The 21,636-nt window shown below is 73.0% G+C and carries 19 protein-coding genes; 1 reads left to right on the top strand and 18 read right to left on the bottom strand.

Annotation, left to right across the window (positions count from 1 at the left end; translation table 11 throughout):
- Nucleotides 1-42: 42 nt before the first annotated feature.
- The 18 genes from ACIQPQ_RS18530 to pgsA form a co-directional block, all read right to left on the bottom strand.
- On the bottom strand, nucleotides 43-1,185 hold the full coding sequence (locus ACIQPQ_RS18530) for a caspase family protein (RefSeq protein WP_401305051.1): 1,143 nt from the start codon (nucleotides 1,183-1,185) through the stop codon (nucleotides 43-45).
- Nucleotides 1,169-1,606 carry a hypothetical protein gene (locus tag ACIQPQ_RS18525; protein ID WP_401305049.1) on the bottom strand — a complete coding sequence of 146 codons (438 nt, stop codon included), beginning with the start codon at nucleotides 1,604-1,606 and terminating at the stop codon, nucleotides 1,169-1,171. The genes ACIQPQ_RS18530 and ACIQPQ_RS18525 overlap by 17 nt, the downstream gene beginning before the upstream one ends.
- Nucleotides 1,599-3,101, bottom strand: coding sequence for a protein kinase (locus tag ACIQPQ_RS18520; RefSeq protein ID WP_401305048.1), 1,503 nt, complete (start codon nucleotides 3,099-3,101; stop codon nucleotides 1,599-1,601). Before ACIQPQ_RS18520 ends, ACIQPQ_RS18525 begins: the two co-directional genes overlap by 8 nt.
- 43 nt (nucleotides 3,102-3,144) lie before the next feature.
- Nucleotides 3,145-5,682, bottom strand: a complete 2,538-nt coding sequence (locus ACIQPQ_RS18515; protein ID WP_401305046.1) for a RelA/SpoT family protein — start codon at nucleotides 5,680-5,682, stop codon at nucleotides 3,145-3,147.
- A gap of 183 nt (nucleotides 5,683-5,865) precedes the next feature.
- Nucleotides 5,866-6,414 carry an adenine phosphoribosyltransferase gene (locus ACIQPQ_RS18510; RefSeq protein WP_401305044.1) on the bottom strand — a complete coding sequence of 183 codons (549 nt, stop codon included), beginning with the start codon at nucleotides 6,412-6,414 and terminating at the stop codon, nucleotides 5,866-5,868.
- Nucleotides 6,411-7,550, bottom strand: coding sequence for a protein translocase subunit SecF (gene secF, locus ACIQPQ_RS18505; RefSeq protein ID WP_401305042.1), 1,140 nt, complete (start codon nucleotides 7,548-7,550; stop codon nucleotides 6,411-6,413). The genes ACIQPQ_RS18510 and secF overlap by 4 nt, the downstream gene beginning before the upstream one ends.
- A 3-nt stretch (nucleotides 7,551-7,553) precedes the next feature.
- Complete coding sequence (gene secD, locus ACIQPQ_RS18500) at nucleotides 7,554-9,317, bottom strand: protein translocase subunit SecD (protein ID WP_401305039.1); 1,764 nt, start codon at nucleotides 9,315-9,317, stop codon at nucleotides 7,554-7,556.
- Between the two features lie 138 nt (nucleotides 9,318-9,455).
- A complete protein-coding gene (gene yajC / locus ACIQPQ_RS18495) occupies nucleotides 9,456-10,037 on the bottom strand; it encodes a preprotein translocase subunit YajC (RefSeq protein WP_401305037.1) in 582 nt (193 codons plus the stop codon).
- Between the two features lie 285 nt (nucleotides 10,038-10,322).
- Nucleotides 10,323-11,393 carry a Holliday junction branch migration DNA helicase RuvB gene (gene ruvB, locus ACIQPQ_RS18490; RefSeq protein ID WP_383772542.1) on the bottom strand — a complete coding sequence of 357 codons (1,071 nt, stop codon included), beginning with the start codon at nucleotides 11,391-11,393 and terminating at the stop codon, nucleotides 10,323-10,325.
- A gap of 204 nt (nucleotides 11,394-11,597) precedes the next feature.
- Entirely contained in the window at nucleotides 11,598-12,203 is a 606-nt protein-coding gene (gene ruvA, locus ACIQPQ_RS18485) for a Holliday junction branch migration protein RuvA (RefSeq protein ID WP_401305036.1), read from the bottom strand.
- A complete protein-coding gene (ruvC, locus tag ACIQPQ_RS18480) occupies nucleotides 12,200-12,775 on the bottom strand; it encodes a crossover junction endodeoxyribonuclease RuvC (RefSeq protein WP_401305034.1) in 576 nt (191 codons plus the stop codon). Before ruvC ends, ruvA begins: the two co-directional genes overlap by 4 nt.
- 191 nt (nucleotides 12,776-12,966) lie before the next feature.
- On the bottom strand, nucleotides 12,967-13,719 hold the full coding sequence (locus ACIQPQ_RS18475) for a YebC/PmpR family DNA-binding transcriptional regulator (RefSeq protein ID WP_401305033.1): 753 nt from the start codon (nucleotides 13,717-13,719) through the stop codon (nucleotides 12,967-12,969).
- 76 nt (nucleotides 13,720-13,795) lie between these two features.
- Nucleotides 13,796-14,407, bottom strand: coding sequence for a pyridoxal 5'-phosphate synthase glutaminase subunit PdxT (gene pdxT, locus ACIQPQ_RS18470; RefSeq protein WP_401305032.1), 612 nt, complete (start codon nucleotides 14,405-14,407; stop codon nucleotides 13,796-13,798).
- A gap of 8 nt (nucleotides 14,408-14,415) precedes the next feature.
- On the bottom strand, nucleotides 14,416-15,321 hold the full coding sequence (gene pdxS / locus ACIQPQ_RS18465) for a pyridoxal 5'-phosphate synthase lyase subunit PdxS (protein ID WP_383772532.1): 906 nt from the start codon (nucleotides 15,319-15,321) through the stop codon (nucleotides 14,416-14,418).
- Nucleotides 15,322-15,445: 124 nt separating this feature from the next.
- A complete protein-coding gene (locus tag ACIQPQ_RS18460; protein WP_401305030.1) occupies nucleotides 15,446-15,991 on the bottom strand; it encodes a hypothetical protein in 546 nt (181 codons plus the stop codon).
- A gap of 230 nt (nucleotides 15,992-16,221) precedes the next feature.
- Nucleotides 16,222-17,388, bottom strand: coding sequence for a glycosyltransferase family 4 protein (locus ACIQPQ_RS18455; RefSeq protein ID WP_401305028.1), 1,167 nt, complete (start codon nucleotides 17,386-17,388; stop codon nucleotides 16,222-16,224).
- Nucleotides 17,385-18,293: a phosphatidylinositol mannoside acyltransferase gene (locus ACIQPQ_RS18450; RefSeq protein ID WP_401305027.1), complete on the bottom strand. Its 909-nt coding sequence runs from the start codon at nucleotides 18,291-18,293 to the stop codon at nucleotides 17,385-17,387. The genes ACIQPQ_RS18455 and ACIQPQ_RS18450 overlap by 4 nt, the downstream gene beginning before the upstream one ends.
- Entirely contained in the window at nucleotides 18,290-19,003 is a 714-nt protein-coding gene (gene pgsA, locus ACIQPQ_RS18445; protein WP_401305025.1) for a phosphatidylinositol phosphate synthase, read from the bottom strand. Before pgsA ends, ACIQPQ_RS18450 begins: the two co-directional genes overlap by 4 nt.
- Nucleotides 19,004-19,400: 397 nt before the next feature.
- On the opposite strand from pgsA, the gene ACIQPQ_RS18440 reads away from it, so the two are divergent.
- Nucleotides 19,401-21,596, top strand: coding sequence for an elongation factor G-like protein EF-G2 (locus ACIQPQ_RS18440; protein ID WP_401305023.1), 2,196 nt, complete (start codon nucleotides 19,401-19,403; stop codon nucleotides 21,594-21,596).
- The last annotated feature ends 40 nt before the right edge of the window (nucleotides 21,597-21,636 follow it).

Here is a 21,636-nt window from a genome sequence, read left to right as displayed (position 1 = left end):
GGGGGCGCGTCCTGGGGCGGGCTCGGGGCGGGCGGGCCCCGGTCAGCCGCGCCCCGGCGCCCCGTGTTCGCTGAGGTCGAGCGCGTGCTTGAGCACCTCGCAGGCCTGGAGGTGGTTGCCGGACTCCTGGAGCAGGTCGGCCAGGCGGCGGCAGACCAGCACCGCCTCGGGGCCGTACACCTTGTGGACCTGCTGGAAGGCGAGTTCCAGCACCTCGATGGCCTCCCTGACCTGGCCGGTCTCGGCGAGGAGTGCGGAGAGTTCGAGCTGGACGGTGAGCAGGTCGCCCTCGGTGCCCGCGTTCTGCTGCTCCTGGAGGGCGAGCCGCAGCACGGGCAGCGCGTCACGGGTGTTGCCCTCGGCGCGCAGCAGGCGGGCCACGGCGAGGCCGGTGGCGACCATCGCGGCGCGCACGTCGGCGGCGAGGACCGGTCCGGCCGGGGAGCGGCGTCCGGCGCGCGCCTTGTTGCGGGCCAGCGGGAGCCGTCCGACGCCGTTCTCCTGGGAGTGCTGCGGCAGCGGGCGGTTCTTGGCGCGCAGCCGCTCCAGCAGCACCCGGTAGAGCGTGTCGAGGTCGATCAGCTCGGGCGCGTCGGGGACGCCCTGGCGCAGGACGGTGAGGAGTTCGCCGGTGAAGGCGGTGTAGCGCTCGCCGTCGGGGGCGAGCGCGATCCGGTCGCGGGGCGAGGCGGTGAGCACGTACGCGCCGTCGACGGCGGCCTCGGCGGCCAGGACGTCGCCGCCGGAGAGGGCGCGGGCGGCCCGGCCGCTGAAGCAGCAGTCGAGGACGACGACCTTGCGGCGGGCCCGCGAGGCGCGCAGGGCGGAGCGCAGGTGCTGGTAGGCGACGGCGGTGTAGCCGAGGTGTTCGCGGGAGTCGCCGAGGGCGAGGTAGAGGTCGGCGGACTCGGCGTCGCGCATGCCGTGCCCGGCGAAATACACCAGCAGGGTGTCGGTGGCCTCGTCGCCCGCCTGGTGCACGGGGTCGAGGATGGTCTGCGGGCTGAGCGGGTCGGTGATCACCGTGCAGTGCTGGACGGGCAGCCCCCAGACGGTCGCGTCGCACAGTTCGGCGGCGAGGTCCACGACACCGGCCTCGACGGCGGGCAGCTGCGGCAGGTGGCGGTAGGAGGCGGTGCCGATGAGCACGGCCCGCGACCTGGCCGGGTCAGGGAGTGCCGTCATCGCCTCCGCTTCCCTCGGTGCGCGGGGCGGGCAGGGCGACGGGGGCCGCGGGGGCGGGCGCGGCGGTCTCGTCGAGGAGGGCGACGAGGCGCCGTACCGACTCCTCGTCGCGGGCCGCGTCCGCGGTGAGGAGGATCTCGATGCCGCCGCGGCGCAGGGTGACGGCGGGGGCTCGGCGGCGGGAGGTCTGCCACTGGAGGACGGAGACCAGCAGCGCCCCGGCGGCCAGCCCGCCGGAGACGGCGAACTGGAGCACGTCGAAGCCGGTGCCCATGGAGCCGGGCGGGGGCGGGGCGCCGCCGACGTGGGCGCGCGCGGGGACGGTGGTGTCCTCGCGGAGCCAGCGCAGCAGGGACCGCAGGTCGTCCTCGGTGCCGTCGGCGTCCAGGGCCACGGTGAGGGCCGCGCCGGGGTCAGTCATCGGGTCCGTCCGATCGTCGGGCCACGCGCCGGTTGACGCGGGAGAAGAGGTCGAGCGCGTCGCGGCCGGCGTCGAGCCGGGCCAGGCAGACGGCCTGCCAGTACTGGCTGGTCAGGGTGGTCGGATGGTCGGGGCCGAGGGCGGAGAGGCAGACCGGGACGACGACCGACAGCATCTGCGCCGCCTCCTGGAGGCGGCCGCGCAGGACCAGGGTGACGGCCTCGCGCTGCCGGGACAGCGCGCTCTGCGGGGTCATGCTGCCCAGTACGATCCGGCGGGTGGTGTCGCTGAGGGTGGCGGGCCGGAACGGGTCCTGGCCGAGTTCCCCGGTCACGGGGGCCGCCACGCCCTCGGCCCAGAGGTACTCGGGTGCCTCCTCGTCGGCCTCCTCCGGCTGCCCCTCACGCGCGGGCACCGGTGCCTCCGCGGCCTCGGGGAGCCCGTGGGGCCTGGCCAGTTCGGCCAGGTCCGCGGGCCCGGTCAGCCCGGTCAGTCCCGTCAGCCGGATCAGCCTGCTGCCCGCCGCCTCCATGCCCCGTACGGCGGCCTCGCGCGCCCGTCCGGTCACCAGGGCCGCCAGCGCCTCCGTACCGCCGTAGGTGAGCGGCACGAGGGCTTCGCGGACGGTCTCGGCGTCGCGGGGGCGCAGGGCGGGGTTCTGGCGGCACAGGGCGTCCACCAGCCGGGTCAGCGACTCGGGGTGGTCCCAGCGGGCGCCCTCCAGCGGGGGCACCCCGTCGCCGAGGGCGCGTTCCATGATCGCGCCGAAGTCGACGGTGCGGCCGAAGGGCAGGTCGCCGGTGATCATCAGGTACATGCAGACACCGAGGCCGTACCAGTCGGCGGCGCGTTCCGGCAGGGCGCCGCGCATCGCCTCGGGGGCCATGAACTGCGGGGTGCCGACGAGGGCGCCGGTCCGGGTGATGACGGCCTCGCCCGCCAGCCGGGCCAGCCCGAAGTCCTGGAGGACGACGCGTCCGCTGCGGGTGATGCCGACGTTGGTGGGCTTGACGTCCCGGTGCAGGACCCCGGCCGCGTGCGCGGCCTCCAGGGCCTCCGCGATGCCGAAGGCCACGGTGCTCACCACCTCGGTGGGCAGCGGACCGGCGGCGACCAGGTCGGCGAGGGTGATCCCGTCGAGGACCTGCATCACCAGGTACGGGACGCCGTCGTGGACCCCGCTGTCGTACAGGGTGACGACGCCGGGGTGCTCGATGCGGGCCAGGGCGCGCGCCTCGCGGCGGAAGCGGTCCCAGGCCTCGCTGTCGTCAGCGAGGCCCTCGACGGCGGTGAGCAGCTTCAGGGCGACCCGGCGGTCCAGGCGGGTGTCCTCCGCCTCGTGGACGACGCCCATGCCGCCCCGGCCGAGCAGCCGGACCGGGCGGTAGCGTCCGGCGACCAGCGCGGCGGCGTCGGCTAAGGCACCCTCCGGGCCGTCCCAGGGCCCGTCCCGCTCCCCGCCGCGCGCTCCGTGTCCCGCCGGGCCGCCGCCCATGCCGCTCCCCCGCTCCCCCGTCGGCTCCTGTGTGTCCCGGACGTCACGGCCTGCGGGCCGAGGTCACCCGGTAGACGTCGTACACGCCCTCCACGCCGCGGACGGCCTTCAGGACGTGGCCCAGGTGTTTCGGGTCGCCCATCTCGAAGGTGAACCGCGAGGTGGCGACCCGGTCGCGGGAGGTCTGCACGGCCGCCGAGAGGATGTTGACGTGCTGGTCGGACAGCACGCGTGTGACGTCCGACAGCAGCCGGGAGCGGTCCAGCGCCTCGACCTGGATGGCGACCAGGAAGACCGACGACTGGGTCGGCGCCCACTCGACCTCCAGGATGCGCTCCGGCTCGCGGGACAGGGAGTCCACGTTGACGCAGTCGCTGCGGTGCACCGAGACACCGCTGCCCCGGGTGACGAAGCCGATGATCGGGTCGCCGGGCACCGGGGTGCAGCAGCGGGCCAGCTTCACCCACACGTCGTCGACGCCCTTGACGACGACACCGGGGTCGTTGTTGGAGCGCCGCTTGCGGCCGCGGCCGTGCGACGGCGGGACCGCCTCGTCGATCTCCTCGGTCGCGGCCTCCTCGCCGCCGAGCGCCTGCACCAGCTTCTGCACGACGTTCTGCGCGGCGACATGGCCCTCGCCGATCGCCGCGTACAGCGAGGAGATGTCCGGATAGCGCATCTCGTGCGCCAGCGTCACCAGGGAGTCGCCGGTCAGAATGCGCTGGATCGGCAGGTTCTGCTTGCGCATCGCGCGCGCGATGGCGTCCTTGCCGTGCTCGATCGCCTCGTCGCGGCGCTCCTTGGAGAACCAGGCGCGGATCTTGTTGCGGGCGCGCGGCGACTTGACGAACCCGAGCCAGTCACGGGAGGGACCCGCGCCGGCCGCCTTGGAGGTGAAGACCTCCACCAGGTCGCCGTTGTCCAGGGTCGACTCCAGCGGCACGAGCCTGCCGTTGACGCGGGCTCCTATGGTCCGGTGGCCGACCTCGGTGTGGACGGCGTACGCGAAGTCCACCGGGGTCGCCCCGGCGGGCAGCGCGATGACGTCGCCCTTGGGGGTGAAGACGAAGACCTCGTTGCGGGACAGGTCGAAGCGGAGGGACTCCAGGAACTCGCCCGGGTCCTCGGTCTCCTTCTGCCAGTCCAGCAGCTGGCGCAGCCACGCCATGTCGTTGAGGTGGTCGTCCTTGCCCTTGCCGGTGGTCTTCGGGGCGTCGGTGCGGACCTTGGAGGCGCCCGCGACGGCCTCCTGCTTGTACTTCCAGTGCGCGGCGATGCCGTACTCGGCGCGGCGGTGCATGTCGAAGGTGCGGATCTGCAGCTCGACCGGCTTGCCGTTGGGGCCGATGACCGTCGTGTGCAGCGACTGGTACATGTTGAACTTCGGCATCGCGATGTAGTCCTTGAACCGGCCGGGGACCGGGTTCCATCGCGCGTGGACGGTGCCGAGCGCCGCGTAGCAGTCGCGGACGGTGTCCACGAGGACGCGGATGCCGACCAGGTCGTAGATCTCCGCGAAGTCCCGGCCGCGGACGATCATCTTCTGGTAGACGCTGTAGTAGTGCTTGGGGCGGCCGGTGACGGTGGCCTTGATGCGGGCGGACCGCAGGTCGGCCTGGACCTCGTCGGTCACTATGGCCAGGTACTCGTCACGCTTCGGTGCCCGCTCGGCCACCAGCCGGACGATCTCGTCGTACATCTTGGGGTAGAGGATCGCGAAGGCGAGGTCCTCCAGTTCCCACTTGATGGTGTTCATGCCCAGGCGGTGGGCGAGCGGCGCGTAGATCTCCAGGGTCTCGCGCGCCTTCTTCTCCTGCTTCTCGCGCTTGAGGTAGCGCATGGTGCGCATGTTGTGGAGGCGGTCGGCGAGCTTGATGACGAGGACGCGCGGGTCCTTCGCCATGGCGACGACCATCTTGCGCACGGTCTCCGCCTGCGCGGCCTCGCCGAACTTGACCTTGTCCAGCTTGGTGACACCGTCGACGAGGAGGGCGACCACGTCGCCGAAGTCGCGCCGCAGGTCGTCGAGGCCGTACTCGGTGTCCTCGACGGTGTCGTGCAGCAGGCCCGCCATCAGCGTCGCGGGGTCCATGCCCAGCTCGGCGAGGATCGTCGTCACGGCCAGCGGGTGCGTGATGTACGGGTCGCCGCTCTTGCGCTTCTGGCCGCGGTGCCAGCGCTCCGCGACCTGGTAGGCCTTCTCGATCTGGCGCAGAGTGGCCGTCTCGATCTTCGGGTCGTTGCTGCGCACTATCCGCAGCAGCGGCTCCAGGACCGGGTTGTACGGGTTGGCGCGCTGCACACCGAGACGGGCGAGCCGGGCCCGGACGCGGTTGGAGGAGCCCGAGCGGGACGGCTGCTGCGGCGCGGCGGAGGGCCGGGCGGCGGGCGTGGCCGCGGCGGGGCGCTCGGGCGGGGCCGGCTTGAGACGGGGTTCCTCGGCCTGGCGGTCGGCGGGCGCGGAGCGGTCGTGCTCGACCGGCCCGTGCGTGTCGTCCTGCGGGTGCGACGCGGGCGTGGCCGCGGGCGCCGAGGCGGACTCGGGCTTGGCGGCGGTCAGGTGCTGGGCCTCGTCTGGCAAGAGGGCTCCTCGTGCGCGATCCGGGTCCCCCGGTCAGGTTCCGGAGCACCCATCGTAGCGATCCCGCGCTGCGGGGTCCCCTTCGGACCGTGGGGAGCGCGGTGCCGGGTACAACGCCGGAGGCGGGCGCCGGATTCCTCCGGTGCCCGCCTCCGGGGCGTGCGCGTGCCGGTGACGGCGGTGTCAGACGGTGAGCAGGGCCTCCAGCGGGGCGCCGTCGAGGGCCGCCTCCAGACGGGGGCGGCCGTTCAGGAAGCCGAGTTCCATCAGGACGGCGACGCCCGCGACGCGGGCGCCCGCCCGCCGGATCAGCTGGACGGAGGCCTCGGCGGTGCCGCCGGTGGCGAGGACGTCGTCGACGACCAGGACGTGGTCGTCGGCGGTGAGGTCCTCGGCGTGGATCTCGATCTCGGCCGAGCCGTACTCCAGGTCGTAGGCCTGGGCGAGGGTCGCTCCGGGGAGCTTGCCCGCCTTCCGTACGGGGACGAAGCCGAGGCCCGCGCGGACGGCGACCGGGGCGCCCAGGATGAAGCCCCGGGCCTCCAGGCCGACGACCTTGGTGGCGCCGGTGCGCCGCGCCGTCTCCGCGAGGGCGTCGGTGAGCGCGCCGAACGCCGCCGGGTCCGCGAGCAGCGGCGTGATGTCCTTGAACGTCACGCCGGGCTCCGGATGGTCGGCCACGTCACGGATACGGCCGAGCAGCAGCTCCCTGAGGCCGGTGCGGTCCGTCATCGGCGCTTGCCCGACGGGCGGCCCCGGCCCCGGCTGCGGGACGCGGACCGGCTGCGCGGGCCGACGACCGCCGCGGCGGCGTCGTCCGGGTCGTCGTCACCGTCGTACCCGTCGGCGTCGCCCTGGCGGTCGTAGCCGCGGGCGGCCGCGTTCTCCTCCTCGGCGTCGGCCTGGGCGCGCTTGGCGAGGACCCGCTTGCGCAGGGCCTTCATCTGCGGCTCCAGCTCCTTGAGGTCGGCGACCAGCGGCGTGGCGATGAAGATCGAGGAGTACGCACCGGCCGCGAGACCGACGAACAGCGACAGCGAGATGTCGTTGAGCGTGCCCGCCCCGAGGAAGCCGCCGCCGATGAACAGCAGACCCGCGACCGGCAGCAGCGCCACGACGGTGGTGTTGATCGACCGCACCAGGGTGCTGTTGATCGACCGGTTGGCGACGTCGCTGTAGGTGAACCGGGACTGCTTGGTGAGGTCCTTCGTCTGTTCCTTGAGGGAGTCGAAGACGACGACCGTGTCGTACAGCGAGTAACCGAGAATGGTCAGCAGACCGATCACCGTGCCCGGTGTGACCTCGAAGCCGACCAGGGCGTAGATGCCGACGGTGATGGTGATGTCGTGGATCAGGGCGATCAGGGCGGCGATGGCCATGCGCCACTCGAAGGCGATCGCCAGATAGATCACCACCAGCACCATGAAGATCGCCAGGCCCTGCCAGGCCTTGTTGGCGATCTGCTCACCCCAGCTGGGGCCGACCAGGTCGGCGGCGATGGACTCCGGGTTGACCTTGAAGTCCTCGGCCAGGGTCTCCTTGACGGAGTCGGACTGCTTGGTGTCCATGCCGGCGATCTGGATGCGCAGCGAGCCGTCGCCGAGCTTCTGGACGAGCGCCTCGTGACCGGCCGCCTCCTCGGCGGTCTCCTGCGCCTGGGAGACCGAGACGCTCATGTGCTTGCCGGTCGTGAAGACGGCACCGCCCTGGAAGTCGATGCCCATGTTCAGGCCGCGCACCGCGAGGCCCACGATCGCCGTGATGGTGATCAGGATCGAGATGCCGTACCAGAGCTTGCGGTGACCGATGAAGTCGTAGCTGATCTCGCCACGGTGCAGCCGGGCGCCGATGTTGCCGAGTTTCGACATCGCTCACGCCTCCTTGGTCTCGACGGGGCCCGCGGGACCGGCGGGACGGCGGGTGCGGCGCAGCGGCGGCTGGGCGCCGAGGCTCTTCGGGTCGAGGCCGGACCACTTGTGGCCCTGGGCGAAGAACTTGCGGCGGGCGGCCAGCGTCATCAGCGGCTTGGTGAAGAAGAAGACCACGACCACGTCGAGGACGGTGGTGAGGCCGAGGGTGAACGCGAAGCCCTGGACCTTGCCGACGGTGACGATGAAGAGGACCGCGGCGGCGAGGAACGACACGAAGTCGGAGACCAGGATGGTGCGCCGGGCGCGCGGCCAGGCCCGCTCGACGGCGGGGCGCAGAGAGCGGCCCTCGCGGATCTCGTCCCGGATGCGTTCGAAGTACACGATGAACGAGTCCGCGGTGATGCCGATGGCGACGATGGCGCCGCAGACGGCCGGGAGGTTCAGCGCGAAGCCGATGGTCGGGCCGAGCAGCGACATCAGGACGTAGGTCAGTGCTGCGGAGACCAGCAGCGAGGCGATCGCGATGAGCGACAGACCGCGGTAGTACGCCACCAGGTAGATGATGACCAGCGCGAGGCCGATGGCACCGGCGAGCAGACCGGCGTGCAGCTGGTCGCCGCCGAGGGCGGCGGTGACGGTGGTGATGCTCTGCTCCTCGAAGCTGAGGGGCAGGGCGCCGTAGGAGAGCATGTTGGCGAGGCCCTGGGCCTCGTCCTGGGTGAAGCTGCCGGAGATCTGCGCCTGGCCGCCGGTGATGGCGGAGCTGACGTAGGGGCTGGAGACGACCTCGCCGTCGAGGACGATGCCGAACTCGTTCTGCGGCTGCTGGTTCTGGGCGAGCTGGCCGGTGATGTCGGCGAACTTCTTGGCGCCCTTGTTGTTGAACTTCATCGTGACCTGCCAGCCGGCGGCGGTCTGCGTGTCGTAGACGGCCTGGGCCTTGTCGACCTCGGTGCCGTCCACGGCCGCGGGGCCGAGCAGGTACTTGTACCAGACGCCCTGCATCTGGCCGCAGCCGATGGTGGACTTCTCCGGCTTGGCGCCGTCACCGGCGGCGAGCCGCGCCTCCTTGTCGGTGCAGTCCAAGGCGGCGTACTGCGCCTGGAGCGCGGCGTCGTCGGCGGAGGCGCTCGGGGTGGCCGAGGGGGTGGGGGCGTCGGATGCCTTCGCGGACGGCGAGGGCGAGGTGGTCGCCTTCAGGGCGTCGGTGACGGGACGGCCCTGGGAGGTGGCGGACGCCGACGGGGACGAGGAGGGGGCGGACGCCGACGGCGAAGACTTCTCGCTCGTGCTCGGGGACGGGCTCGGCGCGCCGGAGCCGCTGGCCGACGGGCTCGCGGAGGGGTCGGCCGCGGGGCCGCCGGTGGCCTCCTGGGCCAGGACCGGACGGAAGTACAGCTTGGCGGTGGTGCCGACCTGGTCCCGGGCTTCCTTGGAGTTGGTGCCCTTGGGGATGTTGACGATGATGTTGCTGTCGCCCTGGGTCTGCACCTCCGCCTCGGAGACACCGAGACCGTTGACACGGCGGTTCATGATCTCGACCGCGGTGTCCATGTTGGCCTTGTTGATCGCCGACCCCTGGTCGGCCTTCGCCTTGAGCGTGATGCTCGTACCGCCGGCAAGGTCGATGCCGAGACGCGGAGTCGTGTGACCGGAGAGGAACATGCCTCCGGTGAGCGCCACGATGGCGATCAGGATCAGGGCCAGCGCGCGCCCCGGCTTGCTCTGGGCGTTCGCGCTCCGGCCCTTTTTAGGTGCTGCCACCTTCTCGTACTCCCTCTCGGGCCGCCTCGCGCCGGGTCAGCGCGGCGACGGCCATGGCATGGTGTCGGGATCGCCTACGTGCGAGATCGCGCGCGCCCCCGTACGCGCGGTAGCGGGCCGCGCGCACCGGGGACGTGGCTACTTCTTCGCGTCGGAGTCGCCCTCGTCGGTCTTCTTCGGCGCGTCGCCGGTCGCGGCGGCCTGCTCCCCCTCGGCGGTCGCGTCGGCGGCCTGAGCGGCATCGGTCCCGGCGGCCTTCTCCCCGTCCACGCCGGTCGCGTCGGCCTGGTCGGCCTGGTCGGCCTGGTCCTTCTTGCCGAAGTCCACGGGCCGGTCGCCGGAGGCGGCGTCGGCGGCGGCACCGTCGGCCGCGGGGGCGTCGGTGAGCGAGGAGGCGTCGTCGGGGACGACGTCGGCGTCGGACTTCAGGTCGTGCTCGACGCCGTGGACGATGCGGTTGTACTCGTCGTCGGTGAGAACGGCACCGATCGAGTTCTTGGCGAAGAGCAGTTCCACCCCCGGGCCGGCGTCGAGGAGGACGGTGTCCTCACTGACCTCCTTGACCGTCGCGTACATGCCCCCGATGGTGCGGACACCGCTACCGGGCTGGACCTGGTTGCGCATGTCGACGGCCTGCTGCTGCTTCTTCTTCGCCGACCGGGTCATCAGGAACATGGCCCCGATGAGCACGATGAACGGGAGGAGGGTCACGAGACTCACGGGTCGGTACTTCCTTCACGCGACCGCGATGGGGAGCGGCCTGATGGTTGGGGGTAGGGATGCTGCCGACAGGGGCGGCATCGGCGGAGTCTAAGCGAGTCCGCGCGCATGGAACAACGCTCAGCATGGCACCAGGGTTCCTGGTCCGGCCATGGTCCGGTCCGAACCCGTGCGGCGTCCGTCCGGCCGGGGCGCCGCCCGCCGCCCGGAAAAGGCCCTGGTCACGCGCGGCCCGCCACCCCTGTCACTCCCCGCCCCGACGCGGACACGCCGGGTGACGCCCCGTCACGCCCCGAAGAGGTCCTGTTGTCCGTTTCCGGCGGTGGCCGGTCCGGGCGGGGTCAGGCCGAGATGGGTCCAGGCGGCGGGGGTGGCGACGCGGCCGCGCGGGGTGCGGGCGAGAAGGCCCTCACGGACCAGGAACGGTTCGGCGACCTCCTCGACGGTCTCGCGCTCCTCCCCCACGGCGACGGCGAGCGTGGACAGGCCGACAGGGCCGCCGCCGAACAGCTTGAGCAGCGCCTCCAGCACGGCGCGGTCGAGCCGGTCGAGTCCGCGTCCGTCGACCTCGTAGACGGCGAGGGCCGCGTGGGCGATCTCGCGGGTGATGGCGCCGTCGGCCTTGACCTGCGCGTAGTCCCGGACGCGGCGCAGCAGCCGGTTGGCGATGCGGGGGGTGCCGCGGGAGCGGCCCGCGATCTCGGCGGCGCCCGCGGTGTCGATCGCCACGTCGAGGAGGACGGCGGAGCGGTGGATGACCCGCTGGAGTTCGGCGGGCTCGTAGAACTCCATGTGGGCGGTGAAGCCGAAGCGGTCGCGCAGCGGGGGCGGGAGCAGGCCCGCGCGGGTGGTGGCGCCGACGAGGGTGAAGGGGGGCAGTTCGAGGGGGATGGCGGTGGCGCCGGGGCCCTTGCCGACGATGACGTCGACGCGGAAGTCCTCCATCGCCATGTACAGCATCTCCTCGGCGGGCCGCGACATGCGGTGGATCTCGTCGAGGAAGAGGACCTCGCCCTCCTGGAGGGAGGAGAGGATCGCGGCGAGGTCGCCCGCGTGCTGGATGGCGGGGCCGGAGGTGATGCGGATCGGGGCGCCCATCTCGGCGGCGATGATCATCGAGAGGGTGGTCTTGCCGAGGCCGGGGGCGCCGGAGAGCAGGACGTGGTCGGCGGTGGCGCCGCGCGCGCGGGCGGCGCGCAGGACGAGGTCGAGCTGTTCGCGGACCTTCTCCTGGCCGATGAACTCGTCCAGGTCCTTGGGGCGCAGGGCGGCCTCGACGGCCTGGTCCTCACGGTCGGCGACGGAGCCCACCAGCCGCTCGCCCGCGGTCTCGTCGGTGGTGTCGTCCCAGTTCATGTGGTGTGCCTCGGGGATGTCGGGGGGCCGGGGGGTACGGGGCTTGCGCGGTGCGGGGCTTGCGCGTTGCGGGTCGGGGGCCTGGGCGTCTCGCGGGGCGGGCCGGTCGCGGGGCCGTCGCGGTACGGGTCGGGGCCGGGCGGCCGGGGGTGCTCCGCTCCGGCCGGACAGGTGCGGTGCGCGGGTCCGTCCGGCCGCTCGGGGTCAGCGGGCGCGGTTGAGGGTCTGGAGGGCGGCCTTGAGGAGCTGGCCGACCTGCGGGGCGCCCTCGGTGGCCTCGGCCTGCGGGGTGACGGCGGTGACGGCCTCGTCGGCCTCGCGGGTGGCGTACCCGAGGCCGATGAGGGCGGCGTGCAGCTGGTCGCGCCAGCCCTGGGAGACGGGGCTGCCGAGCGCGGCGGTGCCGACGGGCGCGCCGAGGCGGTCCTTCAGCTCCAGCAGCAGCTTCTGGGCGCCCTTCTTGCCGATGCCGGGGACGGCGGTGAGGGCCTTCTCGTCGGCGGTGGCGACGGCCCGGCGCAGCGCGTCCGGGCTGTGCACGGCGAGCATGGCCTGGGCGAGGCGGGGCCCGACGCCGCTGGCGGTCTGGAGCAGTTCGAAGGTCTGCCGCTCGTCATCGTCGGCGAAGCCGTACAGCGTCAGGGAGTCCTCGCGGACGACCAGCGAGGTGTGCAGCTTGGCGGCCTGTCCGACCCGGAGCGCGGACAGGGTGTCCGGGCTGCACTGGACGGCCATGCCGACGCCGCCCACCTCGACCACGGCGGCGTCGGGGGCGAGCGCGGCGACCGTGCCGCTGACGAAGGCGATCATGCCGTACGGCCTTTCGTTGCCGGGGAGGGTGTCCCGGAGGCGGTCCGGGCGGTGACCCGGGAGGTGTGCTGGGCCACGGCCCGCTGGAGGCGGTTCTGGGCGGGGGCGCGCCAGATGTGGCAGATGGCGAGGGCGAGGGCGTCGGCCGCGTCGGCGGGCTTCGGCGGGGCGGCGAGCCGCAGCAGGCGGGTCACCATCGCGCCGACCTGGGCCTTGTCGGCGCGTCCGGAGCCGGTGACGGCGGCCTTGACCTCACTGGGCGTGTGCAGGGCGACGGGGAGGCCGCGGCGGGCGGCGCAGAGCATGGCGACGGCGCTGGCCTGGGCGGTGCCCATGACGGTGCGGACGTTGTGCTGGCTGAAGACGCGCTCCACGGCGACACAGTCGGGCCGGTGCTCGTCGAGCCACGCCTCGATGCCCTGCTCCAGCGCGACCAGGCGCGCGCCCAGCTCCGCGTCGGCCGGGGTGCGCACCACCCCGACGCCGATCATGGTGAGGGGCCGTCCAGCGACGCCCTCGACCACCCCGACACCGCATCGCGTCAGACCGGGGTCCACCCCGAGTACCCGCACCCGCGCCTCTCCCCCTTCGCCTCCCGGCCTCCGGCCCGCCGGCCCTCTTCGGGTACGCGGTCCGTCGGCTCGTCGGCTCTTCGACAGCCAGTTCGTGCAGGCTATCCGGTCCCACCGACAAAGCGACGGGCCGACGGGGCGTGTGTCCCGTCGGCCCGTCGGCCCGCGTGTGTGCGCCGCGCGAGCGGGGTCTACGCGTCGACCTTCTCCATGACCTCGTCGCTGACGTCGAAGTTGGCGAAGACGTTCTGCACGTCGTCGCTGTCCTCCAGGGCGTCGATCAGCTTGAAGATCTTGCGCGCGCCGTCCTCGTCCAGCTCGACCTGCATGGTCGGGACGAAGTTGGCCTCGGCGGAGTCGTAGTCGATACCGGCCTCCTGGAGGGCGGTGCGGACCGCGACCAGGTCGGTGGCCTCGCTGAGCACCTCGAAGGACTCGCCGAGGTCGTTGACCTCCTCGGCGCCCGCGTCCAGGACGGCCCCGAGGACGTCGTCCTCGGCCAGCTCGCCCTTGGGCACGATGACGACGCCCTTGCGGTGGAAGAGGTACGACACCGAGCCGGGGTCGGCCATCGAACCGCCGTTGCGGGTCATGGCGACGCGGACGTCGGAGGCGGCGCGGTTGCGGTTGTCGGTGAGGCACTCGATGAGCACCGCGACACCGTTGGGGCCGTACCCCTCGTACATGATCGTCTCGTAGTCGGCGCCGCCGGCCTCCAGGCCGCCGCCGCGCTTGACCGCCGAGTCGATGTTCTTGTTCGGGACCGACTGCTTCTTGGCCTTCTGGACGGCGTCGAACAGTGTCGGGTTGCCGTCCAGGTCGATGCCGCCCATGCGCGCCGCGACCTCGATGTTCTTGATCAGCTTCGCGAAGAGCTTGCCGCGCTTGGCGTCGATCACGGCCTTCTTGTGCTTCGTCGTGGCCCATTTAGAGTGGCCGGACATCTGCCTGTCTCCTTCGCGTAACCCATCCGATACGAACGCCCCCGGGGTGACTGACTCGGGGGGACCACCGGAGATCCTACAAGGACCGGGCGGCCCGGTCGGCGTGCACCATGTCGACGAAGAGCGCGTGCACCCGGTGGTCGCCGGTCAGCTCCGGGTGGAACGACGTGGCCAGCGCGTTTCCCTGGCGTACGGCGACGATGTGGCCCTCGTGCTCGGCGAGCACCTCGACGCGCGCGCCGACGGACTCCACCCAGGGGGCGCGGATGAAGACGCCCTCTACGGGGCCGCCCTCGACGCCCGCGACGCCGACGGCCGCCTCGAAGGACTCGTTCTGCCGTCCGAAGGCGTTGCGGCGCACGATCATGTCGATGCCGCCGACGGTCTCCTGGCCCGAGCGCGGGTCGAGGATCTTGTCGGCGAGGAGGATCATGCCCGCGCAGGTGCCGTAGACGGGGAGGCCGTCGCGCACGCGCGCGCGCAGCGGCTCCAGGACGCCGAAGAGGACGGCGAGCTTGGAGATGGTGGTGGACTCGCCGCCGGGCAGGACCAGGCCGTCGACCTCGGCGAGTTCCTCTGGGCGCCGCACCGGCCTGGCCACGGCGTCCGCCGCGGCCAGGGCGATGAGGTGCTCCCGTACGTCGCCCTGGAGGGCCAGGACGCCTATGACAGGGGCTTCACGGGTCATGGGGCGCGTTACCAGCCGCGGTTGGCGTAGCGCTCGGACTCGGGGAGGGTGTCGCAGTTGATGCCGACCATGGCCTCGCCGAGGTTGCGGGACGCGTCCGCGATGATCTTCGGGTCGTCGTAGAAGGTGGTCGCCTTCACGATGGCGGCGGCGCGCTTGGCCGGGTCGCCGGACTTGAAGATGCCGGAGCCGACGAAGACGCCCTCGGCGCCGAGCTGGCGCATCAGGGCGGCGTCGGCGGGGGTGGCGACCCCGCCCGCGGAGAAGAGGACCACCGGGAGCTTGCCCAGCTCGGCGACCTCCTTGACCAGCTCGTACGGGGCGCGCAGGTCCTTGGCGGCGGCGTACAGCTCGTTGTTGTCGAAGCCGCGCAGGCGGGCGATCTCGTTCTTGATCTGGCGCAGGTGGCGGACCGCCTCGACGACGTTGCCGGTGCCGGCCTCGCCCTTGGAGCGGATCATCGCGGCGCCCTCGGCGATACGGCGCAGGGCCTCGCCCAGGTTGGTGGCGCCGCAGACGAACGGGGTGGTGAAGGCCCACTTGTCGGAGTGGTTGACCTCGTCGGCCGGGGTGAGGACCTCGGACTCGTCGATGTAGTCGACGCCCAGGGACTGGAGGACCTGGGCCTCGACGAAGTGGCCGATGCGGGACTTGGCCATGACGGGGATCGAGACGGCCTCGATGATGCCCTCGATCATGTCCGGGTCGGACATGCGGGCCACGCCGCCGTCCTTGCGGATGTCGGCCGGGACCCGCTCCAGGGCCATGACGGCGACGGCGCCCGCGTCCTCGGCGATCTTCGCCTGCTCCGGCGTGACGACATCCATGATGACGCCGCCCTTCAGCTGCTCGGCCATGCCGCGCTTCACACGGGCGGTGCCGGTCTCGGGAGCCTGGTTCTGGGTGCTGGACACGGGATGACCTCGCTGAGGGGAAGAGGGGGTGGTGCAGCCCCGAGGAAACGCGAGGGGACCAGTCCACAGCAAGGGCCAATGACAAGCCCGTGGATTCTTTTCGCGGGGCGGGTGCCCGTGCCGCTCAGGTGCGGGAGCGGTCCGTCAGGGGGGCCGGGGGCTCGTCGTCCATCTCGAAGGCCATGGGGAACGGCGCGTGCCCGGCGAGCCGGAACCAGCGGACCTTGCGGTGCTCGCGGAGCCTGCGCGCGGCGCCGACCGCGTCGTTGTGGAAGCGGCGGGCCATGGGGACCCGCAGCACGGCCTCGGTCAGCTCGCGGGCGGCCGCCTCACCGCCGGGGGCCTCGCGTACGGCGTCGACCTGGAGGGGGTCGGCGAAGACCGCGCGCAGCGCCTGGCTCAGCTCGCTCTCGGCGACCTCGCGCTGCTCCTCCTCGGCCTGCCGGGCGGCGTGCGCGGCCTCGTAGAGGACGATCGAGGCGGCCGGGTCCAGCACGCCGGAGGTGGCCAGTTCCTGGGCCACGGAGGCACGGCGCAGGAGTTGCGCGTCCAGGGCGGCGCGGGCCGCGTCGATCCGGGAGTGCAGCCGGTCCAGCCGCCCCGCCGTCCAGCTCAGATAGAGGCCGATCGCGGCGAGGACGACAAGAATCCAGATGAGGGTTGCGGTCACGGACGGCAAGGCTACCCGCGGCCCCCCACACCCCCGCCCTCAAGCCGCCCAGCCGCCCCCAGGGGCGCGAGGAACCGCGCACTCCGCCCCACCCAAGGTCCACACCCACAACCCCACCCCACCACACCCACCTCAGGGGCGCGGGGAACTGCGCGACCAGCCCCCCACAACCCGCACCCACCCACCACGCACCCCCACCCAGCCAGCGGCCGCAGCGCCGCAGGCTTGTGCTAGTCCCGGGCCAGCCCGAACCGAGCCCGCAGCCCAGGCGACCCCCGGTCGTCCGCGGCCACCGCCGCCGCCCCCGCGGTGACCGTCTCGTACACGGACAGGATGTCCGCGCCGACGGTCGACCAGTCGAAGCGGCGGACGTGCGCGCTGCCCCGCTCCCGCAGCCCGGCCCGCCGCTCCGGGTCCCCCAGCAGCCGTACGGCGGCCTCCGCGAGCGCGTCCGCGTCCTCGTTGGCGAACAGTTCGCCCGCCGCGCCCTGGTCGAGGACCTGGGCGAAGGCGTCGAGGTCGGAGGCGAGCACGGGCGCCCCCGCGGACATGGCCTCGACGAGGATGATGCCGAAGCTCTCGCCGCCGGTGTTGGGGGCGACGTAGAGGTCGACGCTGCGCAGGAAGCGGGCCTTGTCCTCGTCGCTGACCATGCCGAGGAACTCGACGCGCGGGCGCAGTTCCTTCGGAAGGTTCTCGACGGCCTCCTCGGCGTCGCCGCGCCCGGCGACCAGCAGCCGGGCCTCCGGGTGCGCGGCGAAGATCGTCGGCAGCGCGCGCATGAGGACGGGCAGCCCCTTGCGGGGTTCGTCGATGCGGCCGACGAAGCCGATCGTGCCGCCCTGCCAGTTCGGTTCGGGCTCGGCACGGGCGAAGAAGTCGACGTCGACGCCGTTGGGGATGACCACGGCGTCACCGCCGAGGTGCTCGACGAGGGTGCGCCGCGCGTACTCGCTGACGGCGATGCGCGCGCTGATCTTCTCCAGGGCGGCCTGGAGGATCGAGTACGCGGCGATCATCGCGCGCGAGCGCGGGTTGGACGTGTGGAAGGTCGCCACGATCGGGCCCTGCGCCGCCCAGCAGGTCAGCAGGCCGAGCGAGGGCGAGGTCGGCTCGTGGATGTGGACCACGTCGAAGGCGCCGTCGTGCAGCCAGCGGCGGACGCGCGCGGCGCTCAGGAAGCCGAAGTTGAGCCGGGCCACCGAGCCGTTGTACGGCACGGGGACGGCGCGTCCGGCGGAGACGACGTACGGCGGGAGGGGGGTGTCGTCGTCGGCGGGGGCGAGGACGGAGACGTCGTGGCCGAGGCGGATGAAGTACTCGGCGAGGTCGCGGATGTGGAACTGGACCCCGCCGGGGACGTCCCACGAGTAGGGGCAGACGATGCCGATTCTCACGCGGGCCCCTTCGCGGGGTCGAGGTCGTCGGTCCACAGCCGTTGCAGCATGTGCCAGTCCTCCGGGTGCTCGGCGATGCCCGAGGCGAAGGCGTCGGCCAGCGCCTGTGTCATGACGGACGCCTTCTCGGCGCGCGTGCCTGACTCCGGCACCTCGATCGGGGGGTGGACGCGGCCCCGCATGACGGGCGAGTCGTCGTACCAGAGGGTGACGGGCAGCAGGAGCGCGCCGGTCTGCTGGGCGAGGAGGGCCGGTCCGGCGGGCATGCGGGCGGCGGCGCCGAAGAAGTCGACGGGGACACCGGACGCGGACAGGTCGCGGTCGGCGACCAGGCAGACCAGGCCGCCGTCGCGCAGCCGCCGGGCCAGGGTGCCGAAGGCGGAGCCGCCGCTGTGCGGCAGGACCTCCATGCCGAGGCCCTCGCGGTAGGCGACGAAGCGGTCGTAGAGCGTCTCGGGCTTGAGGCGTTCGGCGACGGTGGTGAACGGAGTGTTCAGCCGGGTGGTGACCCAGGCGCCCGCGAGGTCCCAGTTGGCGAGGTGGGGCAGCGCCAGGATGACGCCTCTGCCCGCCGCGAGGCCGTCGGTGAGGTGGTGCAGGTCCTTGACCTCGAAGCCGTTCTCCACGCGCGCGCGGCTCCACGCCGGGAGGCGGAAGGACTCCATCCAGTAGCGCAGGTAGGAGCGCATGCCCGCGCGGGAGAGTTCGGCGAGCCGTTCGGGGCTCGCGCCCGGCACCACGCGCGCGTAGTTGCTCTCCAGGCGCAGGACGCCCTTGCCGCGCCTCTTCCAGGCCAGGTCGGCGATGGTCCGTCCGAGGCGGGCGGCGACCGGCTCGGGGAGCCGCTTGACGGTGCTCCAGCCGAGGCCGTAGAGCCCGTCGGTGAGGCGGTCGGCGGCGCTCACTTGGCGGCCCCGTGCTCCTCGGAGTCGGCGGTGCCGGACGCCTCGGCCGCGCCCGGGGCCGCGGGGGCGGCCGCCGCGGCGGCCTCGGCCTCCTCGGACTCCCGCCGTACGGTGACGACCCGCTGGATCAGCGTGACGAGGCTGCCGACGGCGACGAGCCACAGGGCAACCGGCAGCAGGTACTGGATGCCGGGGACGCCGAACGCGTGCAGTCCGGCGAATCCGGCCGCGACGAGCGACACCACGAGGCGTTCGGCGCGCTCCACTAGCCCGTTGACGGCGACCGGCAGACCGATCGACTCGCCGCGTGCCTTGGTGTACGACACGACCTGGCCGCTGGCCAGGCAGAAGATCGACACCGCGCACAGGACGTTGTCGTCGCCGCCGCCCGCGTACCAGAGGGCGAAGCCGCCGAAGATCGCGCCGTCGGCCACCCGGTCGAGGGTGGAGTCGAGGAAGGCGCCCCAGCGGCTGGAGCGGCCGAGCTGGCGGGCCATGTTGCCGTCGACCAGGTCGGAGAAGACGAAGAGCGTGATCACGACCGTGCCCCAGAAGAACTCGCCCCGGGGGTAGAAGACCAGCGCGCCCGCGACCACACCGGCGGTGCCGAGGAGCGTGACCGTGTCGGGGCTGACGCCCCGGCGGATGAGAAACGCGGCGAACGGTGTGAGGACACGCGTGAAGAATGCACGCGCGTACTTGTTCAGCATGGCCTTCCCGAAGGTCGTGTGGCCGGGCGGCCCTGCTGGCCACCGGCTGGCCCATCGTAGTCACGCGCGCGCGTGGGCGACCGCCGGGCACCCGGGGCCCGTGTCCCGGCCGTACGGCCCCCGGGGACCGTACGGGCCGCCACGCGCGCGTGGAGAGGTCCCCCTGCCCCGGTCACGCGCGCGTGAACAGGTCGCCACGCCCCCGCTCACCCGCTCCTCCCCCGCTTCCCACCCGTGCCTCCCGCCCCGCCCGTCCGCCCGCCGCGTCCGTCGTATGGACGCGCCGTGACGGGAGTGGAAAGCTCGAAGGACCGCGGGCGTCGCCGGAGCCGCCACCGCACGCCGCGCCGCCGCCTCCCGCGCCCCGATGACCTCACCGCGCACGGGAGGCAGAGACATGGGCGACAAGGCGAACACACACACCGGGGCCGCCGGCAGGGCGACGGCGGCCGACCACCCCACGTCCGTACGGAATGTGGTGCTGGTCGGCCACTGCGGTTCGGGCAAGACGACCCTGGTGGAGGCCCTCGCGCTGACCGCGGGGGCGGTGAACCGGGCCGGCCGCGTGGAGGACGGCGGCACGGTCTCCGACTACGACGACATCGAGCACCGGCAGCACCGCTCGGTACAGCTCTCCCTGGTGCCCGTCGCCTGGGACGGCATCAAGATCAACCTCCTCGACACCCCCGGGTACGCCGACTTCGTCGGGGAGCTGAGGGCCGGTCTGCGCGCCGCGGACGCGGCCCTCTTCGTCGTCTCGGCCTCGGACGGCGTGGACGGCTCGACGCGCATGGTGTGGGAGGAGTGCGCGGCCGTCGGCATGCCGCGCGCGATCGTCGTGACGCACCTGGAGGCCGCCCGCGCCGACTTCGAGGAGATGACCCGGATCTGCGCGGAGGCCTTCGGCGGCGACGACCCGGACGCCGTCCTGCCGCTCTACCTGCCGCTGCACGGCCCGCAGGCGCCGGACGGGCACGCCCAGGTCACCGGCCTGACCGGGCTGCTGTCGCGGACCCTGTTCGACTACGCGTCCGGCGCGCGCGTGGAACGCGCACCGGACGAGGCGCAACTGCCCGCCATCGAGGCGGCCCGCGACCGGCTGATCGAGGGGATCATCGCCGAGAGCGAGGACGAGACGCTCATGGACCGCTATCTCGGCGGCGAGCCGATCGACGTGAAGACCCTGATCGAGGACCTGGAACGGGCCGTCGCGCGCGGCACCTTCTTCCCCGTCCTGGCCGCCGCCCCCGCCGCCGACGGCGCCCGCCAGGGCATCGGCACCGTCGAACTGCTGGAGCTGGTCACACGGGGCTTCCCGACCCCGCTGGAGCGCGAGGCGCCCGGTGTCACCGGCGTGGACGGCGCCCCGCGCGCGCCGGCGTCCTGCGACCCGGACGGCCCGCTGGTCGCGGAGGTCGTGAAGACGTCCTCGGACCCGTACGTCGGCCGTGTCTCCATGGTGCGCGTGTTCTCCGGCACGCTGCGCCCCGACCAGACGGTGCACGTCTCCGGGCACGGGCTGGCCGACCGAGGCCACCAGGACCACGACGTGGACGAGCGGGTCGGCGCGCTGTCGGCGCCCTTCGGCAAGCAGCAGCGGGCCCTCACGCACTGCATCGCGGGCGACCTGGCGTGCGTGGCGAAGCTGACGCGCGCGGAGACCGGCGACACGCTGTCCGCCAAGGAGGACCCGCTGCTGATGGAGCCCTGGCAGATGCCGGACCCGCTGCTGCCGCTGGCCATCGAGGCGCACAGCAAGGCCGACGAGGACAAGCTCTCCCAGGGGCTGTCCCGGCTGGTCGCCGAGGACCCGACGATGCGGCTGGAGCAGAACCAGGACACCCACCAGGTCGTGCTGTGGTGCCTGGGCGAGGCGCACGCGGACGTGGCGCTGGAGCGGCTGCGCGGCCGGTACGGCGTCCAGGTCGACGTCGTACCGCACCAGGTGTCGCTGCGCGAGACGTTCGCCGACCGGTCGGCGGGGCGCGGGCGGCACGTCAAGCAGTCCGGCGGGCACGGGCAGTACGCGATCTGCGAGATCGAGGTGGAGCCGCTGCCGGGCGGTTCGGGCATCGAGTTCGTCGACAAGGTCGTCGGCGGCGCGGTGCCCCGGCAGTTCATCCCGTCCGTCGAGAAGGGCGTCCGCGCGCAGGCCGCGCGGGGCGTGGCCGCCGGGCACCCGCTGATCGACGTGCGAGTGACGCTGCGGGACGGCAAGGCGCACTCGGTGGACTCCTCGGACGCAGCGTTCCAGACGGCCGGGGCGCTCGCCCTGCGGGAGGCCGCGGCCGACGCGCGCATCCATCTGCTGGAGCCGGTCGCCGAGGTGACCGTCCTGGTCGGCGACGCGTACGTGGGCGCCGTGATGAGCGACCTGTCCGGGCGGCGCGGCCGGGTGCTGGGCACCGAGCAGACGAGCGGCGCGCGCACGCTCGTCCGGGCGGAGGTGCCGGAGGTCGAGATCGGGCGGTACGCGATCGATCTGCGGTCCCTGTCGCACGGCACGGCCCGCTTCCAGCGCGCGTACGTGCGGCACGAGCCGATGCCCGCGCAGGTGGCCGAGCGGATGCGTCAACAGGCGCGGGAGGGATAGCCCTCGGGGCGGACCGGCCCCTCGCGTGGGGCCGGATCAC

The sequence above is a fragment of the Streptomyces sp. NPDC091281 genome, assembly GCF_044757425.1.
GTDB lineage: Bacteria > Actinomycetota > Actinomycetes > Streptomycetales > Streptomycetaceae > Streptomyces.
Note: the sequence above shows the minus strand (reverse complement) of the source record. Positions and strands in the feature narration are given on the sequence as shown.